We start from the raw sequence: 17903 nt of genomic DNA on the forward strand, positions 1-17903 counted from the left end.
GTTCCGCTCCTCGTCGCCGGGGCGGTTCTCACCGCGCTGGCCGTGAGTCCGGACCAGCTCAACCGGCTCACCGCACTGGACGCCGCTCCGGCGAGCGACTCCGCCGACTGGTACGTGGACACCGCCGCCGAGCAGTTGCGGCAGGACCAGTGCCTGATGGCCGACGTCCTGCGCCTGGGCGGGCCCGCGATGGCCACCACCGCGCAGGACGGCCTCAACCAGCCCGCGGACAAGCTGCACGCCCTCGCCGACCGCCAGTACTGGGAGAAGACGCCGCTCGCGACCGCGTACACGGCGGACCGCGACGCGGCGGGCAAGGAACTCGACGCTCTCCACGCCCTGCGCGACACCTGGAAGAAGCCGCTCGACGGACTGACGAATCCCGCCGGCTTCACCGACACCGACTTCCACTGGCCCCCGGGCTCGCCGGGTGACGGCAAGGAGGACTTCTACTCCCAGACCGGGCTGTCCAAGTGGGTCGCCGAGCGGTTCTGGAAGGACGAGGACGACTTCTACGAGGACCCCACCCCCAGGGCTGACGAGCAGACGGTCAAGGCCGTCAAGGACCTCGGTACGCCGCTGTACGGCAAGGACCCTGACCCGAGCCTGCCCACGGACGAGTGGAACCGTGCGCTGGCCGAGCGCGACGGGTTCCAGTACCTGTCGGACTGGTCCCTGGAGCCCACCGGCGCGGACAACGCCCGTATCTTCCTGGCGTCCGGAGGGTTCCCCCGTACCGCCCCGCAGCCGGGCACAGCCGAGTACCGCATCGCGGTCGAGGACCTGAAGACCCGGTTCGCGTCCTGCGCTTGGCGTGACCCGATGGACCCGGACAAGGTGCTGGGCGACGTCTCCTCGACCGCCGCCGCCGAGTGGCAGCAGGAGATCACCTCCCAGGCCACCCAGCGCAACCAGATCCTGAGCGCGAACAAGGACGCCACCAAGGCCCTCGCCGCCGGCTCGAAGACCCTCGGCGACCTGCTGGGTCAGTCGTGGACCGCCGACCACCTCACCCGCTGGCAGGACTACTGGTCCGCGGGTGGCGTCGGCTACGTCGGTGACTCGCCCGCCGTGATCGAGGTACCGGCCGCGTCGGGCAAGTGCCTGGACGTCGCGGGCGGCGCCAAGACCAACGGCACCGCGGTGCAGATCTACACCTGCAACGGCGGCGCGGCCCAGAAGTGGGAGGTCTACGGCGACGACAAGGGCCTGCACCTGCGCAACCCCAACTCCGCGAAGTGCCTCGAAGTCGCCGGGAACAACTCGGCGAACGGCACGAAGATCCAGATCTACACGTGCAACAGCACCCCCGCGCAGACGTGGGAGTACAACCTGCGCGCCGCGACGACCCTGAAGAACGTCGGCACCGGCAAGTGCGTCGACCTGGCCAAGTACGACAACGGCCAGGACACACGGCTGTTGACGTGCGCGGGCACCGGCCCGCAGAAGTACACGATCAAGCCGGCCGGCCACACCGGCACGGTTCCCCCCGCGGCCCAGTTCACCAAGGCCAAGGCCGGCGTCGCGTCCGCCCAGGCGGCGGCCAAGAGCCAGCTCACCGCCCTCAAGGCGCAGCTCACCGCCGCGCAGAAGGCCGCCACCTCTTCGGACACCGCCGAGCAGGCTGCGTACGGCATCGCGGACGCCAACGGCGCCCCCCGCGGCCGTGGTCTGCTGGTCGGCCAGCAGAAGGCACAGGTCACCAAGGGCAGCGTGGCAGCCCTCACGGCGATGGTGAAGGCAGGCGAAACCGCCGAGGCCGCCACCCGCGCCGCCGCCGCCGACAGCGAGACCATCTCGCAGCGCGCGCTCGCCCAGGCCGCGCAGGCGAAGGCCGAGTTCCGCAAGAAGGCCGCCGAGACGGCCGAGTTGCAGGCCAAGGCCGCGGCCGACGCCGCGAAGGTCCACCGCGACAACGCGAAGAAGGACAAGGAGACCGCCGAGGCCAAGCTCGCCGTGGCGCTGAAGGCCGAGGGCGACGCCAAGTCGGCCGCCGCCGACGCGCACGCCAAGCGGCTCGCGGCCGAGGCCGAGGAGGCGACGGCCAAGGCCGAGAAGGAGACCGCCGCGGCCAAGCAGGCCGAGGCCAACGAGCACAAACAGAACGCCCAGGCGGAAGCCACCAAGGCGAAGGACGCCAAGGACAAGGCCGAAGCCTCCGAGAAGACCGCCGAGAGCAGGCGGGACGACGCGGTCACCGCACGCGACAACGCCAAGGACAAGCGGGACGACGCGTGGGACGCCGAGCAGAAGGCCGACGCCTCCCGTGCCAAGGCCGACGCGAAGGACGCCTACGCCGACTCGCTGGACTCCGGTGAGGCGGCCGACGCCGCCCGCGCCGCCGCCAACGAGGCGGACCAGCACGCGGACGACGCGGAAGCGGCCGCCGGCCGTGCCCGCGACGAGGCCGACGCCGCGACCCAGGCCGCGGCCGAGGCCGACGCGGCGGCCACCCGCGCCGAAGCCGCCGCCAAGCGGGCCCGCTCCGACGCGGACGCCGCACAGGCCGCGAAGCTGAAGGCCGACGCCGCGGTGAAGACCGCGACCAGCGCCGCGGCGGACGCCATCAAGGCCGCGGCGCACGCCGCCGACGAGGCCAAGACGGCGGTCAAACTGGCCGACGAGGCGGAGGCACTCGCCAAGACCGCCATGGCCGACGCGGACGAGGCGAACAAGGAGGCCGGCAAGGCGCTGGCCGCCTCGGCGAAGGCCGCGGGCTTCGCCCACGTCACCGCGCAGGCGGCCGTGGACGCCGCCAACTCCGCCGAACAGGTCGCCAAGCCGGCCAACGACGCGATCCAGCTCGGCTCCCCGTACGTCGACACGGACTCGGCCGCCGGCCTGGTCGTGCTGACCGGCCAGGCGTCGAAGACGATCGCCGAGCAGCAGAAGGCCGTCGCCGACGCGCACGCCAAGAACGCGCAGGAGGAGGCGGCCGCCGCCAAGGCCCTCGCCGACCAGGCGGTGGGCGACGCGAAGGAGGCGTACCAGCACGCGGCCAACGCCGCCGGCTACGCGGCGGACGCCCGCGGCTACGCGAAGGAGGCCCTCGGCTACGCGGCCGACGCCGCGCAGGCCGCCTCCAAGGCCTCGTCCTCACTGGCCCGCACGAAGGAGTACGACCGCCAGGCCACGGAGGACGCGGCAGCAGCCGACAAGGCGGCCGGCCGTGCCGAGGGTTACGCGGCGGACGCCCGCTCCTCGGCCGACCAGGCAGCCCTGGACGCCGAAGCGGCCCGCACGGCCGCGAGCGAGGCCGAACAGGCCGCGAAGGACGCCCGAGCGGCAGCCGACCGCGCGGACGCGGCGGCCACCGAGGCGGAGGAGGCGGCAAAGGACGCCGCCAAGTACGCCAAGGAGGCCCAGGAGGCGGCTGACCGCACCGAACGGGAGGAAGCCAACAAGGACGCGTCCCAGGGAACCGGTACGGGCATTCCCGGTGTGTTCGCCGTTCCGGACGAGTCCACCGTCGAGATCGTCAGCAGCAAGCAGATCGGCACCTGCCCGGCGATGCCGGAAGCCGCCTTCCAGGGCTGCAACGCGAAGTACGACCTGGTCGTCAGCTACGAGGCCGACTTCTACCTGTGCACCGACGACCAGGCCCAGGCCACGGCCGACGGGTGCCCGAAGTCGGCGTGGCAGTTCCTCCAGCGGTCGACGCTGAAGAACATCAAGATCGACGGCTGGACGCACCTGTTCTCCGGCAAGGACATCGTCCGCGCCGGATGGCAGAGCCTCTTCGGCGATGTGGCCGGATCGATCCTGTTCTCCTTCTTCGCCGAAGACCTGATGGACTGCTGGCACGGCGACAAGACCGCCTGCGCCTGGAGCCTCGCCACGTACGTTCCGGTCGAAGGCCTGCTCGCCCCGCTCTCACGCGCTGTCAAGGCGCTCGACGCCGCCGCCAGGACAGGCATCGACTTCGAGGACGCCTTCAAGGCACTACGTGCCCTTGACGGGTTGTCCGAGACAGCCAAGGTCGGCATCGGTCTCAAGGCTCTCGACAAGTTCGTCAAGACATGTACCAGGATCGCGCGTACACCCCTTTCCGCCGGAGTCTCAGCGTCCGCAAGCGCGTGCCCGCTGAAGCTGATCGCCTACAACAGCGACGAGATGAGCCACCTCGCGTACAAGTACCGGGTGGAGAACGGGTACTTCGGCGCGGATCACAACGTGGCCGTGGCGAGGGTGCCGGGCTGGAATGACCCCAAGACCGGTGACTACGTGGTTGCCAACAGCAAGTTCAGCGGCCACTCCGAGACGGAGATCCTCGACCAGCTGAAGGAAAAGGGCGTCGACCCCAAGAAGATCACCGCTCTGTACACCGAACGGCAGCCGTGCAATGACTGTGCCGGTGCTCTTGAAAAGGCTCTCAAGGAAGGGACCGTGATCACCTACTCCGTCCCCTACACGGTTGAGATCGCCTCCTATTCGAAGAGCCTTCTCGCGAGCTATGTCAAGCGGGCCAACGGCGGACGGTTGACTCGTTCCGCGACAAGCGACCAAGAGACTGAGGCACGGAAGCGTGACTGACGAGAATCAGTGATGCAGCCGCTGGCCGGCCCCGCCGGGACTTCCGTCCCGGCGGGGCTGCCGAACTGGAAGAATTGACATTCCAGGTCGCCTTCGCTGCGGACGGCTCCCTCAGGAGAACCCTTGACCTACATTGATCCCCAGAAGCGCGCAAATGCTGAGGAAAGTGGTACTCCACACGCTCCCGAAGAAGTCATCGCCGAGTGGCACGCGCTGGCAAAGACGGTATGCCGAGAGCTGCAACACGCCGGTCTCCCCGCATACGTGGAACACCCCAACACCCTGGCCGACCGGCAGACCGGCGCGTGTGTCTCCGTCGACACCATCGACGGTCCGGCAGGCGGCGTCCACGTCAGCTGGAACGCCGGTGAATCCCTGACCGAGGCTTCCCTCGGATTCATGGAGCCGGACCGGCTCGATCTCCTGGAACCGGTGATCGAGCACGGCGCGCGGGTCGGTTCACTCATGGACGAGACAATCAAAAGCGTGCTCACGCTCGCCGGTTTCCGCACCCGTGACGCGGCCGAGCTCAACGACCTGGCCCAGGGAACCCATGTCGCGGGCCGACAGCCGAGACAGTGGTTCATCGAGTACATCCTCACGGAGGGAGTGCTCGGTCTCATCGCATCCATCCGCTCCTGCGATCCAAGCGGTGACGATTCCGGTGAGCTGTCCGGCATCAGCGTGGCGGGCAAGGCACGGCTCACCGGACGAGGCATCCGGATCATGCGGGACGGCCTGCAGCGTCTGGCGGACGACGACCGGAGGGAGGTCGCCCGCGTCTTCCGCAGGCTCGCCGGAGCGATGCACAGCCAGGACATGGTGTACAGGGGCTTCTGGAAGGCAGACCGGTCGCTGCTGGAACTACCCGACGAACTCTGCCTCCCCGCGCAGGAACCGCCGGCCCCAACCGGTACCTCGGTGACCCGGTCTCAGGTTCTCGCGGCCACGTACATGGCTCTGCTCGGCAGTATCGAACTGGCCGACGCGGACACCGTCGACGAGGATGATGCCGTCAAGATCACCGAAGGGTGGACGGGAACCCTGCTCAGACGGCTGGACCAGGCGCCCGACGAGGACCGGCAGGAGCTGATCCACCTCTTCCGACAGGCCTCCGACGAGGAGACCGCCCCCGCGCACAAGGCGTTCGCTTCCGGTTTCCCGGAGGCCATCGGTTTGGTCGAGGAGGACGACTCAGCGACGACCACCTGAGATGATCCGGCCACCGGCCACCAGTCGAGAAGGCCCGCCCTCTCACGAGTTCACAGCCTGGTGATGTCCAAATTCGCGATGGCCGTCTTCGCGACCTCACGGCCGCGCTCGGTGAAGTCGCCCTTGCCCGGGTAGCCGATCATGAGTTTGTACATGTCGCCTGACCTGGTCTTGTAGTAGAGGACCTGCATCTCACGGGGACGCGGATGCTGGGAGTCCGTGGTCTCGTAGACCACGGTGTTGAGGGCCGCCTTCCGGTCCCGGTACGTCGTCGGCTCGGGTTTGCTTCTGGGAGCGGGATCGGAGTCCATGTCGATGTTGTAGCTGCCGCTCTCCTTGTAGCTCGCGTCGTCGTCGTACATCTCGGCCGCAGCCGAAGCGGCGATCTCGCCGCTGGTGTTCTCGGCCCTCTTGGCCAGGGTGAGGCTGATCCAGAGGGTGCCGCTCAGATCGGTGTACTGGACCCAGTGTTCGTCCTCGGCGGCGTCGGCCTTGGGCACCGACTTCCTGTAGCCGTCCGGTACGGCCAGCTTCGCGCCCAGCGCCGTCGCGTTCTCCGTCTTCCAGCCGTCCGGCAAGGGCCCCGCGAACGGGTTCCCGGTCACCAGGAGGGCCGCCACCACGGCCGCCGCGACGACCGCCGCCCCGATCCCGATCCACCCCTTGCGGCCGAGGCGGATCTGCCTGCCGGCCGGCTCCGCGATCGGGGCGATCCGGGTGGGCGCGGGCTCCGGCGGTCGCGCGGCCTGCTCCAGCAGTCGGCGAACCTGCTCGGTGTTCGGGCGGTGGGCCGGATCCTTGTTCAGGAGGCCGTTGATGGCGTCGGCGAGCGGGCCCCTGGCCGCGTTGGGCGGGGCCGGCGTGGCGTTGAGGACGGACTGGAGGGTCGCGGGCGTGTTGGTGCGGCGGAACGGCGACACGCCCTCCGTGGCCGTGTACAGGACCACGCCCAGCGACCAGAGGTCCGAGGCCGGCCCGGGACGCTGACCCAACACCCGCTCGGGCGCGATGAATTCTGGCGAGCCGACGAAGCCGCCGGTGTCCGTCAGGTTCGTCTCGCCCTCGATCTGGGCGATGCCGAAGTCGGTGAGGACGATCCGGTCGTTGTGGCCGAGCAGCACGTTGTCGGGCTTGACGTCGCGGTGCAGGATGCCCGCCGCGTGCGCGGCCTCCAGTGCGCCGAGCACCTCAAGGCCGATTTTCGCCGCTTCACGCGCCCCGATCGTGCCCTCCTGGAGCGCGGCGCCGAGCGAACGTCCCCGCACGAGCTCCATCACGATCCACGGCTGCCCGTCCAGGACCGCGACATCGTGCACGTTCACGACCGCCGGGTGGTCGAGCCGGGCCGCGGCTCGCGCCTCGCGGCGCATCCGCTCAAAGGCGTTGGCACGTTCGCGTTCGGGAAGATGGTCCGGCAGGCGGGGCTCCTTGACGGCGACCTCCCGGTCCATCGTCTCGTCCTTCGCCCGCCACACGGTGCCCATGCCGCCGTGACCGATCTTGTCGAGCAGCCGGTACCGCCCGGCGATGAGCCGACCGGCACCGGGCTCCTGCGCCACCTGCTGCCCGGAAACGACCTGAGTGGGCGCGGCGTACGGATTCCCGGGGTGTGGCACGGCGGCCGGCGCACCCGGCGGTTGCAGCTCAAAACTTGTCGGCTCGTCGGGCCGGTAAGGCGCTCCCCCGTTGCTGCTCATGGGTCCATCCCTACCGCGTCGAGCGCTTCGGGTTCCACCCCCGGCGCTTTCCGGTCACAGACCCGTGACGCACGACACCGTTTATGCCCCTTTTGCGGCATCGGAGGACTCCGCCCCGTTCACGGCGAGCCTGGTCACGACCCGACGTGACCCACCCCACCCCCCGCCCCGTTCAAACTCCGTTAACAATGGACTGTGATCTCTCCGGTCTCCCCGTTGCCCCGGAGCGCCCACCGGCACAGGCCGGAGGCGACTCCCTACGTCGACCTCACCCGAGCCGAGTGGAGCGCGCTGCGGGAGAAGACGCCGCTGCCGCTGACCGCCGAGGAGGTCGAGCGGCTGCGTGGTCTCGGCGATGTCATCGACCTCGACGAGGTGCGGGACATCTACCTCCCGCTGTCCCGCCTCCTCAATCTCTACGTCGGCGCCACCGACGGCCTCAGAGGCGCCCTGAACACCTTCCTCGGCGAGCAGGGCTCCCAGTCCGGCACGCCCTTCGTGATAGGCGTCGCCGGCTCCGTGGCCGTCGGCAAGTCCACCGTCGCCCGTCTCCTCCAGGCCCTGCTCTCCCGCTGGCCCGAGCACCCGCGCGTCGAGCTGGTGACGACGGACGGCTTCCTGCTGCCCACCCGTGAGCTGGAGGCCCGCGGCCTGATGTCGCGCAAGGGCTTCCCGGAGTCGTACGACCGCCGCGCCCTGACGCGTTTCGTCGCCGACATCAAGGCCGGCAAGGGCGAGGTGACGGCTCCCGTCTACTCGCACCTCATCTACGACATCGTCCCCGAGCAGCGGCTCACGGTCCGCCGCCCCGACATCCTGATCGTCGAGGGCCTCAACGTGCTCCAGCCCGCCCTGCCCGGCCAGGACGGCCGCACCCGGGTCGGCCTCGCCGACTACTTCGACTTCAGCGTGTACGTCGACGCCCGCGTCGAGGACATCGAGCGCTGGTACCTCAACCGGTTCAAGAAGCTGCGCGCGACCGCCTTCCAGGACCCGTCCTCATACTTCCGCAAGTACACCCAGGTCTCCGAGGACGAGGCCCTCGACTACGCCCGTACGACCTGGCGCACGATCAACCGCCAGAACCTGGTCGAGAACGTGGCCCCGACCCGCGGCCGCGCCACCCTCATCGTCCGCAAGGGCCCGGACCACAAGGTGCAGCGGCTGAGCCTGCGCAAGCTGTAGGCGGCTCCGGCGCCGTGGAGGGGGCATGTAGAAATGACCCATGCTGCATCTGCGCCTGATCACACCGTCCGACCGGACCGACGACGTGGTCCGCCTGATCGAGAAGACGGTCGGCACCACGCATGTCGTCGTGCTGCCGGGCGCCGCCCGCAACCCCGCCGGAGACGTGGTGCTGTGCGACGTGGCACGCGAGGCGGGTGACCAACTCCTCACCGGTCTACAGGAGTTGGGCATCGACGCCACCGGATCCATCGCCGTCGAGAACATCGACCTGTCGCTGTCCAAGCGTGCCGACAAGGCCGAGGCGGAGGCCCCCGGCGAGGGCGCGGACGCGGTGCTGTGGGAGCACCTGACGGACGCCACGCACGAGGAGTCGACCCTCTCGGTCACCTACGTCGCCTTCATCACCCTCGCCACGATGATCGCGGCCTGTGGTGTGGTGCTCGACAACGCGATCCTGATCGTCGGCGCGATGGCGGTCGGGCCCGAGTTCGGCCCCCTCGCGGGCATTTGCACCGCGGTGGTGCGGCGGGCCCCGCGTCTGGCGCTGCGCTCGCTCATCGCCCTGCTCGTCGGGTTCGCGGCGGCCATGGTGATCACGGCGGGCTTCAGCCTCTTCATGGACGCCGTAGGCCTGTTCAGCAAGGCCCAGTTGGAAGCCGAACGCCCCAACACCGGCTTCATCTACGCCCCCGACTGGTTCTCGTTCGTCGTGGCCGTCCTCGCCGGGGCCGCCGGCACCCTCTCCCTGACGTCCGCCAAGTCGGGCGCCCTGGTCGGCGTCGCCATCTCGGTGACGACCGTCCCGGCCGCCGCCAACGCGGCCGTGGCCCTGACCTACGGCGACACCAACCAGACCTGGCACTCGACGGAACAGCTCCTGCTGAACCTGGTGGGCATCATCCTGGCGGGAACGCTCACCCTGCTGATGCAGAAGTGGTTCTGGGCCCGCCAGCGTGCCAAGACGCTCTAGCCGACGACGCCCGGGGCGGGGGAACCGGGCGACAAGCCCCCGGCCCCCCGCCCCGGAACGTCCACCCTCAACGCCCTCAGCCCAGGGCGGACTTCACCACATCGGCCAGCCTTCCGGCCACCGACCGAGCCTGGTCGATGTCCGCGGCCTCGACCATGACCCGCACCAACTGCTCGGTCCCCGAAGGCCGCAGCAGCACCCGTCCCGTCGCCCCCAGCTCCCGCTCGGCCTCGCCGACGGCGGCGGCGAGCTCGGCGGAGTTCCCGACCCGGGTCCGGTCCACGTCCGGCACGTTGATCAGTACCTGCGGCAACCGCTCCATGACGCCGGCGAGGTCCCGCAGCGAACGCCCGGTCTGCGCGACCCGGGCGGCCAGCAGCAGTCCGGTCAGCGTGCCGTCACCGGTCGTCGCGTGATCCAGGATGATCACGTGTCCGGACTGCTCGCCGCCGAGGGCGTAGTCGTGCTCCTTCATCTCCTCCAGCACGTACCGGTCGCCGACGGCGGTCTGGACGATCTTGAGCCCTGCCCGCTCCATCGCCAGCTTGAAGCCCAGATTCGACATGACCGTCGCGACAACGGTGTCGGAGCGCAGTGCGGAACGCTCCCGCATCGCAAGCGCGAGTACGGCCATGATCTGGTCGCCGTCCACCTCCTCACCGGTGTGGTCGACGGCGAGGCAGCGGTCGGCGTCCCCGTCGTGCGCGATGCCGAGGTCGGCCCCGTGCGCGACGACGGCGGCCTTCAGCGGCCCGAGGTGGGTGGAGCCGATGCCGTCGTTGATGTTGAGTCCGTCCGGCTCGGCACCGATCGTGACGACCTCGGCACCGGCGCGGGTGAAGGCCTCCGGCGAGACGAGGGCGGCCGCACCGTGCGCCTCGTCGAGGACGATCTTCAAACCGTCCAGCCGGTTCGGCAGCACGCCGAGGAGGTGCGCGACGTACCGCTCGGACCCCTCGTCGTACGACCGGACCCGTCCCACGCCCGCGCCCGTCGGCCGGTCCCAGGGGGCGCCGGTGCGGTGCTCCTCGTAGACGGCCTCGATCCGCTCCTCCAGCTCGTCGTCGAGCTTGTGCCCGCCGCGGGCGAGGAACTTGATGCCGTTGTCAGGCATCGCGTTGTGGCTGGCCGACAGCATCACGCCGAGGTCGGCGCCGAGCGCGCCCGTGAGATACGCCACCGCCGGCGTCGGCAGCACGCCGACGCTGAGCACGTCCACGCCCGCGCTGGCGAGGCCGGCGACCACGGCGGCCTCCAGGAACTCCCCCGACGCGCGTGGGTCCCGACCGACCACGGCGGTCGGCCGGTGGCCCTCGAAGGTGCCCGCCTCGGCCAGTACGTGCGCCGCGGCGACGGAGAGGCCGAGCGCCAACTCAGCCGTCAGATCCGCGTTGGCGACACCGCGCACGCCGTCCGTGCCGAAGAGTCGTCCCACTTGTCCTCCTGAGAAAGCATCAGTTCGGAAGTCCGGAAGCCGTCCGGTGCGTTCGGGCCGCCAACGCCCTCCACCTCCCTCGACGGTGTCGAAGGTCTCGATGGAATCGCCGCCGGTGACTTCCGCATCCCAGGCATTCCATGCCCGAACATCCGATCACACAAGACTTTGAGCGTCTTGTGTCGTTATACGCCCAGCCTGTGATAAACGAACGCCCCGGCGGCACAGTGGCGTGCCGCCGGGGCGTTCGGACTACGTACAGGGCAGCAGCGATTAACGCTTGCTGTACTGCGGAGCCTTGCGGGCCTTCTTGAGACCGGCCTTCTTGCGCTCGACCGCACGGTCGTCGCGCTTGAGGAAGCCGGCCTTCTTGAGGGCGCCACGGTTGTTGTCGACGTCGGCCTCGTTCAGCGCGCGGGCGACACCGAGACGGAGCGCACCGGCCTGACCGGAGACGCCACCACCCGAGATGCGGGCGACGACGTCGTAACGGCCCTCGAGCTCGAGCACCTTGAAGGGCTCGTTGACTTCCTGCTGGTGCACCTTGTTGGGGAAGTAGTCCTCAAGGGTGCGACCGTTGATCTTCCACTTGCCGGTGCCCGGGACGATCCGGACGCGGGCGATGGCGTTCTTGCGACGGCCCAGGCCGGCGGCCGGCTGGGGGTCGCCGAAGCGGCCGGCCAGCGACTCCGAGGTGTACTCGCCCTCGACGGGCACCTCGGACTCGGTGGTGTAGCTCTCCACGTCCACGTTCTCGACGTCGGCGGTCTCGTCGAGCGGCTGCTCAACAGTGGTCTCGGCCACGATTCTCCTCAGGCTTCTCTACGTCTTAGGGGGTGGCCGGAACTACTGCGCGACCTGGGTGATCTCGAACGGCACCGGCTGCTGGGCAGCGTGCGGGTGCTGGTCGCCCGAGTAGACCTTCAGCTTCGAGAGGCACTGACGGCCCAGGGTGTTCTTGGGGATCATGCCCTTGATGGCCTTCTCGACGGCCTTCTCGGGGTTCTTCGCCAGCAGCTCGTCGTAGCGGACGGAGCGCAGACCACCCGGGTAACCGGAGTGGCGGTACGCCAGCTTCTGGGTCTTCTTGTTGCCGGTGAGGTGCACCTTGTCGGCGTTGATGATGATGACGAAGTCACCAGCATCGACGTGGGGCGCATAGATCGGCTTGTGCTTGCCCCGCAGGATGTTCGCGGCAGTGGTCGCCAGACGACCCAGGACGACATCCTGGGCGTCGATGACGTACCACTGGCGAGTGATGTCGCCGGGCTTGGGGCTGAACGTACGCACGGTCGTAGCCTTCGCTTCTTCAGTGAGTGGGTCCTGACATGGCCACCACGGACGATGTACGACAGCCCTGGCGGACCTCGGTGACGCAACCGAGTCCTGCCGCTGGTCATCGGCCCGGTGGACCGGTGTAAGGGCCCCTCACGTGAGAATGAGCAAGCCAATACACATAACGAACAAGCAGGATACCTTCGGGGACCCGGACGGGTCAAAACGCGGGATCTCTGCTGGCGCCCAGCCTACCGGCCCCACCCCCCGACCGCCGAACCGCGAGCCCGCTGGGACCACTGAGACGCCTGTGACCTGCGACAACAGTAGATCTGTGTGACAGGTGGGACGCGGAGAGTAACCCCGTCCTTCACATACGGGCAGCACAACGGAACCCGTTCCCCCGTCTAAGATGCGGCCCATGAGCTTCGGGCAGGGGGGACCCCAGTCCCAGTGGGATCCATGGAAACCGAATTCCCAGCAGCAGCCGTGGCACAGCGGCACCGACCAGACGCCGGACTGGGCCGCGCTGGCGGAGGCGTCCGAGACGCGTAACCGGCGCCGTCGGCTGCTGTTCATAGGCGGCGGCGCGCTCGCCACCGTGGCGATAGGCGCCGCCGTGGCGATGGCCGTGGTGGACGCGGGAGGCGGTGACGAGGCGTCCGGCAGGCCGAACTCGCAACTGCCCTCGACCGCGGACATCCCGAGCGCGTCCAGCACAACGGCCCCGTCGTTCGCCCCGACCAGCGCGCCGCCCCCGCTGGACCCCAGGGAATTCATCGCCAGCAAGGGCAAGGACACGGCGCCGATCGGCCCGGACATCCTCTTCCCGGGCACGCAGCTGACCGTGGGCGAGACCGTGTACAAGAAGGGCCCGACGGCCGACACGAAGAACTGCGCGAGCGCCGCCCGGGGCACCCTCGCCAAGGTCCTCACCGGCAACAAGTGCACCCGCCTGATGCGCGTCACGTACACCAAGGACGGCATCGCCGTGACGGTCGGCGTGGCCCTCTTCGACACCGAGGCGCAGGCGACCAAGGCCAAGGGCGAGGCCGACAACAAGAGCATCGTCGCGTCGCTGGCCGGCAAGGGCGTCAAGGCGTTCTGCAACTCCGCCGTCTGCCGTTCGACCACCAACTCCTACGGCCGCTACGCCTACTTCACGATCGCCGGCTTCACCAGCGGCAAGGACGTGACGACGAAGGACACGAAGGTCTTCTCGACCGGCGACGACCTGGCCGAGTTCTCCTTCCGCCAGATCCGCCGCCGCGGTGAGGCCCAGGCGTCGGCCGCGGCCGTCGGCTAGGGCGACCGGGGCCGGACTCAGCAGCAGCCGGCCCCGGGCAGCGACCGCCTGTTCCGCGCCTCCTTGTTGCGCGCGGCCAGCAACTCGTCGGCGGGGTAGCCGACCTCCTCCAGCGTCAGCCCGTGCGGCCGTACGACATGCACGGCCGAGTCCCGTACGCCCGCCGCCAGCACCTTTCCGGGCCACTCGGGCCCGCGGTGGCCGTCGCCCACGAACAGCAGCGCCCCGATCAGCGAGCGCACCATGTTGTGGCAGAAGGCGTCGGCACGGACGGTCGCGGTGATGATCCCGTCGGCGCCCCGCTCCAGGGCCAGTGCCTGGAGCGTGCGGATGGTGGTGGCTCCCTCGCGCCGCTTGCAGTAGGCGGCGAAGTCGTGCTCGCCGAGGAGCCTGCGCGCCGCCTCGTTCATGGCGTCCACGTCCAGCGGCCAGTCGTGCCACAGCACGTGGCCGCGCAGCAGCGGGTCGACTCCGCCGGGGTTGTCGGTGACCCGGTAGGCGTATCGCCGCCAGACGGCCGAGAAACGGGCGTTGAAGCCCGCGGGAGCCTCGGCCAGGGACCAGACCCGCACGTCCTTCGACAGGCGCCCCGCGAGCCGCTTGAGCAGTTTCTCGCGGTGCTCGGCCCACAGCTCGCCGGGCAGGTCGACATGCGCCACCTGCCCGCGCGCGTGCACGCCGGCGTCCGTCCGCCCGGCCACGGTCAGCTCGTACGTCGTCTCCCCGGACCGCGTGACGGTCCGCAGGGCGTCCTCGATCTCGCCCTGTACGGTCCGGCGCCCGCCGGCCTGCTTCGCCCAGCCGGAGAACCCGCTCCCGTCGTACGACAGATCCATCCGCACCCGTACGAACCCGGGCTGTACTTCGTCACTCACCCCTAGATCCTCTCAGCAACGCAAGAGCGGGCCCGCCCCGAAGGGGGCGGACCCGCTCAGTGCAAGGCGGAGCCTCAGGCGTCCTTGGACTCCTCGGCCGGAGCCGCGTCCTCGACGACCTCGTCGGCCTTGGTCTCCTCGACCTTGGCCTCCTCGGACTCCTTGACCGCACGCTTGGTGGCGGCCTCGGCCTCACCGGTCGCCTGCTGCGCGACCGTCAGCGCCTCGACCAGCTCGATGACAGCCATGGGCGCGTTGTCGCCACGACGGTTACCGATCTTGGTGATGCGGGTGTAGCCACCGGGGCGGTTCTCGTAGCGCGGGCCGATCTCGGTGAAGAGCGTGTGGACGACGCTCTTGTCCGTGATCACCTGAAGCACCTGACGGCGGTTGTGAAGGTCGCCCTTCTTGCCCTTGGTGATCAGACGCTCGGCGTACGGGCGCAGCTTGCGCGCCTTCGCCTCGGTGGTGGTGATACGGCCGTGCTCGAAGAGCGACTTCGCGAGGTTCGCGAGGAGCAGCTTCTCGTGCGCGGCGCTGCCGCCCAGACGGGCACCCTTGGTGGGCTTCGGCATGGCGTTTCTCCTAGGTGTCTGCCCCGGCCGTATCAGGTACCGGGGTCAGTGTCCGAGCGGGCGATTACCCGTCGGAGATCCGGGCGCCTCTTGCGAAGCACCCGGAGGGTCCGCGCCCCCGAAGGGGCGCGGGGAACTGCGCAACCAGCCACAACGGTCCCGCGGCCGGAATCCGGCCGACTCGCGGAGCGACTAGTACTGCTCGGTCTCCACGAAGCCCGCGTCCGCGTCGTCGTCGGCGCCGAACGCGTCCGCCGCGGCGGTCGGGTCGAATCCGGGCGGGCTGTCCTTGAGGGCCAGGCCCATGCCGGCCAGCTTCGCCTTGACCTCGTCGATGGACTTCGCACCGAAGTTGCGGATGTCCAGCAGGTCGGCCTCGGAGCGGGCGACGAGCTCACCCACGGAGTGGATGCCCTCACGCTTGAGGCAGTTGTACGACCGGACGGTGAGCTCGAGCTCCTCGATCGGCAGCGCGAGATCGGCGGCCAGGGCGGCGTCCGTGGGCGAGGGGCCCATGTCGATGCCCTCGGCGTCGATGTTGAGCTCACGCGCCAGACCGAACAGCTCGACCAGGGTCTTACCGGCCGACGCCATGGCGTCACGCGGACGCATGGCCTGCTTGGTCTCGACGTCGACGATCAGCTTGTCGAAGTCGGTGCGCTGCTCGACACGGGTCGCCTCGACCTTGTACGTGACCTTCAGCACCGGCGAGTAGATCGAGTCGACCGGGATGCGCCCGATCTCCTGACCCACCTGCTTGTTCTGGACCGCGGAGACGTAGCCGCGACCGCGCTCGACGGTCAGCTCCATCTCCAGCTTGCCCTTGCCGTTCAGCGTGGCCAGGACGAGGTCCGGGTTGTGCACCTCGACACCGGCCGGGGGCGCGATGTCGGCGGCGGTGACCAGACCCGGGCCCTGCTTGCGCAGGTACATCACGACCGGCTCGTCGTGCTCCGAGGAGACGACCAGCTGCTTGATGTTGAGGATCAGGTCGGTGACGTCCTCCTTGACACCCGGCACGGTGGTGAACTCGTGCAGGACGCCGTCGACGCGGATGCTGGTGACAGCGGCGCCGGGGATGGAGGACAGCAGGGTGCGGCGAAGAGAGTTGCCGAGGGTGTAACCGAAGCCCGGCTCCAGCGGCTCGATCACGAACCGGGAGCGGAACTCGTCGACGACCTCTTCGGTCAACGAGGGACGCTGAGCGATCAGCATGTGTGGATCAGATCCTTTTTTTCGTGGACGCCCGCTATTTGACGTCCGACAAAACCGCGCCGCTCACATCACACAGCGCGGGGGGTACTGCAAGGGTACGGGCGATACGGCCCCTTTACGGAGCCGTACCGCCCGAAAACCTCAGACCGACACGCGGCCGTGCGTCAGACGCGACGACGCTTGGGCGGACGGCAGCCGTTGTGCGGGGTGGGGGTGACGTCCTGGATCGAGCCGACCTCGAGGCCGGTGGCCTGGAGGGAGCGGATCGCGGTCTCACGGCCGGAGCCGGGACCCTTGACGAAGACGTCAACCTTGCGCATGCCGTGCTCCTGCGCGCGGCGGGCGGCCGACTCGGCGGCCATCTGCGCGGCGAAGGGGGTGGACTTGCGCGAGCCCTTGAAGCCGACGTGGCCGGCGGAGGCCCAGGAGATCACGTTGCCCGAGGGGTCCGTGATCGAGACGATGGTGTTGTTGAACGTGCTCTTGATGTGGGCGTGCCCGTGAGCGACGTTCTTCTTTTCCTTGCGGCGCACCTTCTTGGCAGCGCCCTGACGACCCTTGGGGGGCATCTAAATCTCCTACAGGGAGGTGGTCGGTCCTACAGCGAAGACCGCTGGTGAGCGTCCGCTGAGGACTACTTCTTGCCCGGCTTCTTCTTGCCGGCGATGGCGCGACGCGGGCCCTTGCGGGTACGAGCGTTCGTGCTGGTGCGCTGACCGCGGACGGGCAGGCCGCGGCGGTGACGCAGACCCTGGTAGCAGCCGATCTCGACCTTGCGGCGGATGTCGGCCTGGACCTCACGGCGGAGGTCACCCTCGGTCTTGATGTTGCTGTCGACGTACTCACGAATCGCGACGAGCTGCTCTTCCGAGAGGTCGCGAACGCGGGTGTTCGGGTCGATGCCGGTCTCGGCCAGCGTCAGCTGGGAAAGGGTCCGGCCGATGCCGAACACGTAGGTCAGGGCGACCTCCACGCGCTTTTCGCGCGGGATGTCAACACCGGAAACGCGTGCCATTCAATGGCTCCAGTTGATCTTCGGAGGTCTTCCACAGAACCGGCTCCCAGCCGCCGTACCAGGTACGAACCGGGTCCCCAGCCTCCGAACCGGGGGTGTCAGACACCTGCGGTGCCTGGGCTCTGCGTATGAACGTGTGTTGCTCGCGTCGCGCGAAGTTCTGCGAAGGTGCAGAGGGAACGCGGTCCTGCGTCAGCCCTGGCGCTGCTTGTGGCGCGGGTTCTCGCAGATGACCATGACCCGACCGTGACGGCGGATCACCCTGCACTTGTCGCAGATCTTCTTGACGCTCGGCTTGACCTTCATGGGGTGAGGTTCTCCGGGTCAGTTGCCGGCAGCCCCGCTGATGCGGGACATGGGCAAGATCTACTTGTAGCGGTAGACGATCCGGCCACGCGTCAGGTCGTACGGAGACAACTCCACCACGACCCGGTCGTCAGGGAGGATACGGATGTAGTGCATACGCATCTTGCCGCTGATGTGCGCCAGGACCTGGTGGCCGTTCTGGAGCTCTACCTTGAACATGGCGTTCGGAAGAGACTCGACGACAGTGCCCTCGATCTCGATGGCACCTTGCTTCTTGGCCACGCTTCGCCCTTCGAATCGA

At 69.0% G+C, this 17903-nt stretch carries 16 protein-coding genes; 5 read left to right on the forward strand and 11 right to left on the reverse strand.

Annotated features, from left to right (window positions below):
* Positions 1-156: 156 nt before the first annotated feature.
* Together OG985_RS19740 and OG985_RS19745 are read left to right on the forward strand one after the other, a co-directional pair.
* Positions 157-4533 carry an RICIN domain-containing protein gene (locus OG985_RS19740; RefSeq protein ID WP_371674439.1) on the forward strand — a complete coding sequence of 1459 codons (4377 nt, stop codon included), beginning with the start codon at positions 157-159 and terminating at the stop codon, positions 4531-4533.
* Between the two features lie 264 nt (positions 4534-4797).
* The gene (locus OG985_RS19745) at positions 4798-5745 is read left to right on the forward strand and encodes a hypothetical protein (RefSeq protein ID WP_371669670.1); all 948 of its coding nucleotides are present in this window, start codon (positions 4798-4800) and stop codon (positions 5743-5745) included.
* A 50-nt stretch (positions 5746-5795) separates the two neighbouring features.
* On the opposite strand, the gene OG985_RS19750 is transcribed toward OG985_RS19745, so the two are convergent.
* Positions 5796-7442, reverse strand: coding sequence for a serine/threonine-protein kinase (locus OG985_RS19750; protein WP_371669671.1), 1647 nt, complete (start codon positions 7440-7442; stop codon positions 5796-5798).
* A 195-nt stretch (positions 7443-7637) separates the two neighbouring features.
* On the opposite strand from OG985_RS19750, the gene coaA reads away from it, so the two are divergent.
* Positions 7638-8627, forward strand: coding sequence for a type I pantothenate kinase (gene coaA, locus OG985_RS19755; protein WP_371669672.1), 990 nt, complete (start codon positions 7638-7640; stop codon positions 8625-8627).
* Positions 8628-8667: 40 nt separating this feature from the next.
* A complete protein-coding gene (locus tag OG985_RS19760; RefSeq protein WP_371669673.1) occupies positions 8668-9600 on the forward strand; it encodes a DUF389 domain-containing protein in 933 nt (310 codons plus the stop codon).
* Between the two features lie 76 nt (positions 9601-9676).
* On the opposite strand, the gene glmM is transcribed toward OG985_RS19760, so the two are convergent.
* The 3 genes from glmM to rplM form a co-directional block, all read right to left on the reverse strand.
* Positions 9677-11035: a phosphoglucosamine mutase gene (gene glmM, locus OG985_RS19765; protein ID WP_371669674.1), complete on the reverse strand. Its 1359-nt coding sequence runs from the start codon at positions 11033-11035 to the stop codon at positions 9677-9679.
* Between the two features lie 273 nt (positions 11036-11308).
* On the reverse strand, positions 11309-11839 hold the full coding sequence (gene rpsI, locus OG985_RS19770; protein WP_371669675.1) for a 30S ribosomal protein S9: 531 nt from the start codon (positions 11837-11839) through the stop codon (positions 11309-11311).
* 42 nt (positions 11840-11881) lie between these two features.
* Complete coding sequence (gene rplM / locus OG985_RS19775) at positions 11882-12325, reverse strand: 50S ribosomal protein L13 (RefSeq protein WP_371669676.1); 444 nt, start codon at positions 12323-12325, stop codon at positions 11882-11884.
* Positions 12326-12731: 406 nt separating this feature from the next.
* Here rplM and OG985_RS19780 point away from each other — a divergent pair, with 406 nt between their 5' ends.
* Positions 12732-13616 carry a hypothetical protein gene (locus tag OG985_RS19780; RefSeq protein WP_371669677.1) on the forward strand — a complete coding sequence of 295 codons (885 nt, stop codon included), beginning with the start codon at positions 12732-12734 and terminating at the stop codon, positions 13614-13616.
* A gap of 17 nt (positions 13617-13633) precedes the next feature.
* Here OG985_RS19780 and truA read toward each other — a convergent pair whose 3' ends face one another.
* From truA to infA, 7 genes are all read right to left on the reverse strand, one after another.
* Positions 13634-14491, reverse strand: a complete 858-nt coding sequence (gene truA / locus OG985_RS19785) for a tRNA pseudouridine(38-40) synthase TruA (protein ID WP_371669678.1) — start codon at positions 14489-14491, stop codon at positions 13634-13636.
* Positions 14492-14565: 74 nt separating this feature from the next.
* On the reverse strand, positions 14566-15066 hold the full coding sequence (gene rplQ, locus OG985_RS19790; protein ID WP_371669679.1) for a 50S ribosomal protein L17: 501 nt from the start codon (positions 15064-15066) through the stop codon (positions 14566-14568).
* A gap of 192 nt (positions 15067-15258) precedes the next feature.
* A complete protein-coding gene (locus OG985_RS19795; RefSeq protein ID WP_053661878.1) occupies positions 15259-16281 on the reverse strand; it encodes a DNA-directed RNA polymerase subunit alpha in 1023 nt (340 codons plus the stop codon).
* A gap of 164 nt (positions 16282-16445) precedes the next feature.
* A complete protein-coding gene (rpsK, locus tag OG985_RS19800) occupies positions 16446-16850 on the reverse strand; it encodes a 30S ribosomal protein S11 (RefSeq protein WP_003956432.1) in 405 nt (134 codons plus the stop codon).
* 65 nt (positions 16851-16915) lie between these two features.
* Positions 16916-17296, reverse strand: coding sequence for a 30S ribosomal protein S13 (rpsM, locus tag OG985_RS19805; RefSeq protein ID WP_328749708.1), 381 nt, complete (start codon positions 17294-17296; stop codon positions 16916-16918).
* Between the two features lie 192 nt (positions 17297-17488).
* On the reverse strand, positions 17489-17602 hold the full coding sequence (gene rpmJ, locus OG985_RS19810; protein WP_003998809.1) for a 50S ribosomal protein L36: 114 nt from the start codon (positions 17600-17602) through the stop codon (positions 17489-17491).
* A 60-nt stretch (positions 17603-17662) separates the two neighbouring features.
* A complete protein-coding gene (gene infA / locus OG985_RS19815) occupies positions 17663-17884 on the reverse strand; it encodes a translation initiation factor IF-1 (protein WP_003948620.1) in 222 nt (73 codons plus the stop codon).
* Positions 17885-17903: the final 19 nt, after the last annotated feature.

Origin of the sequence: Streptomyces sp. NBC_00289 (assembly GCF_041435115.1) — a bacterium.
Lineage (GTDB): Bacteria > Actinomycetota > Actinomycetes > Streptomycetales > Streptomycetaceae > Streptomyces.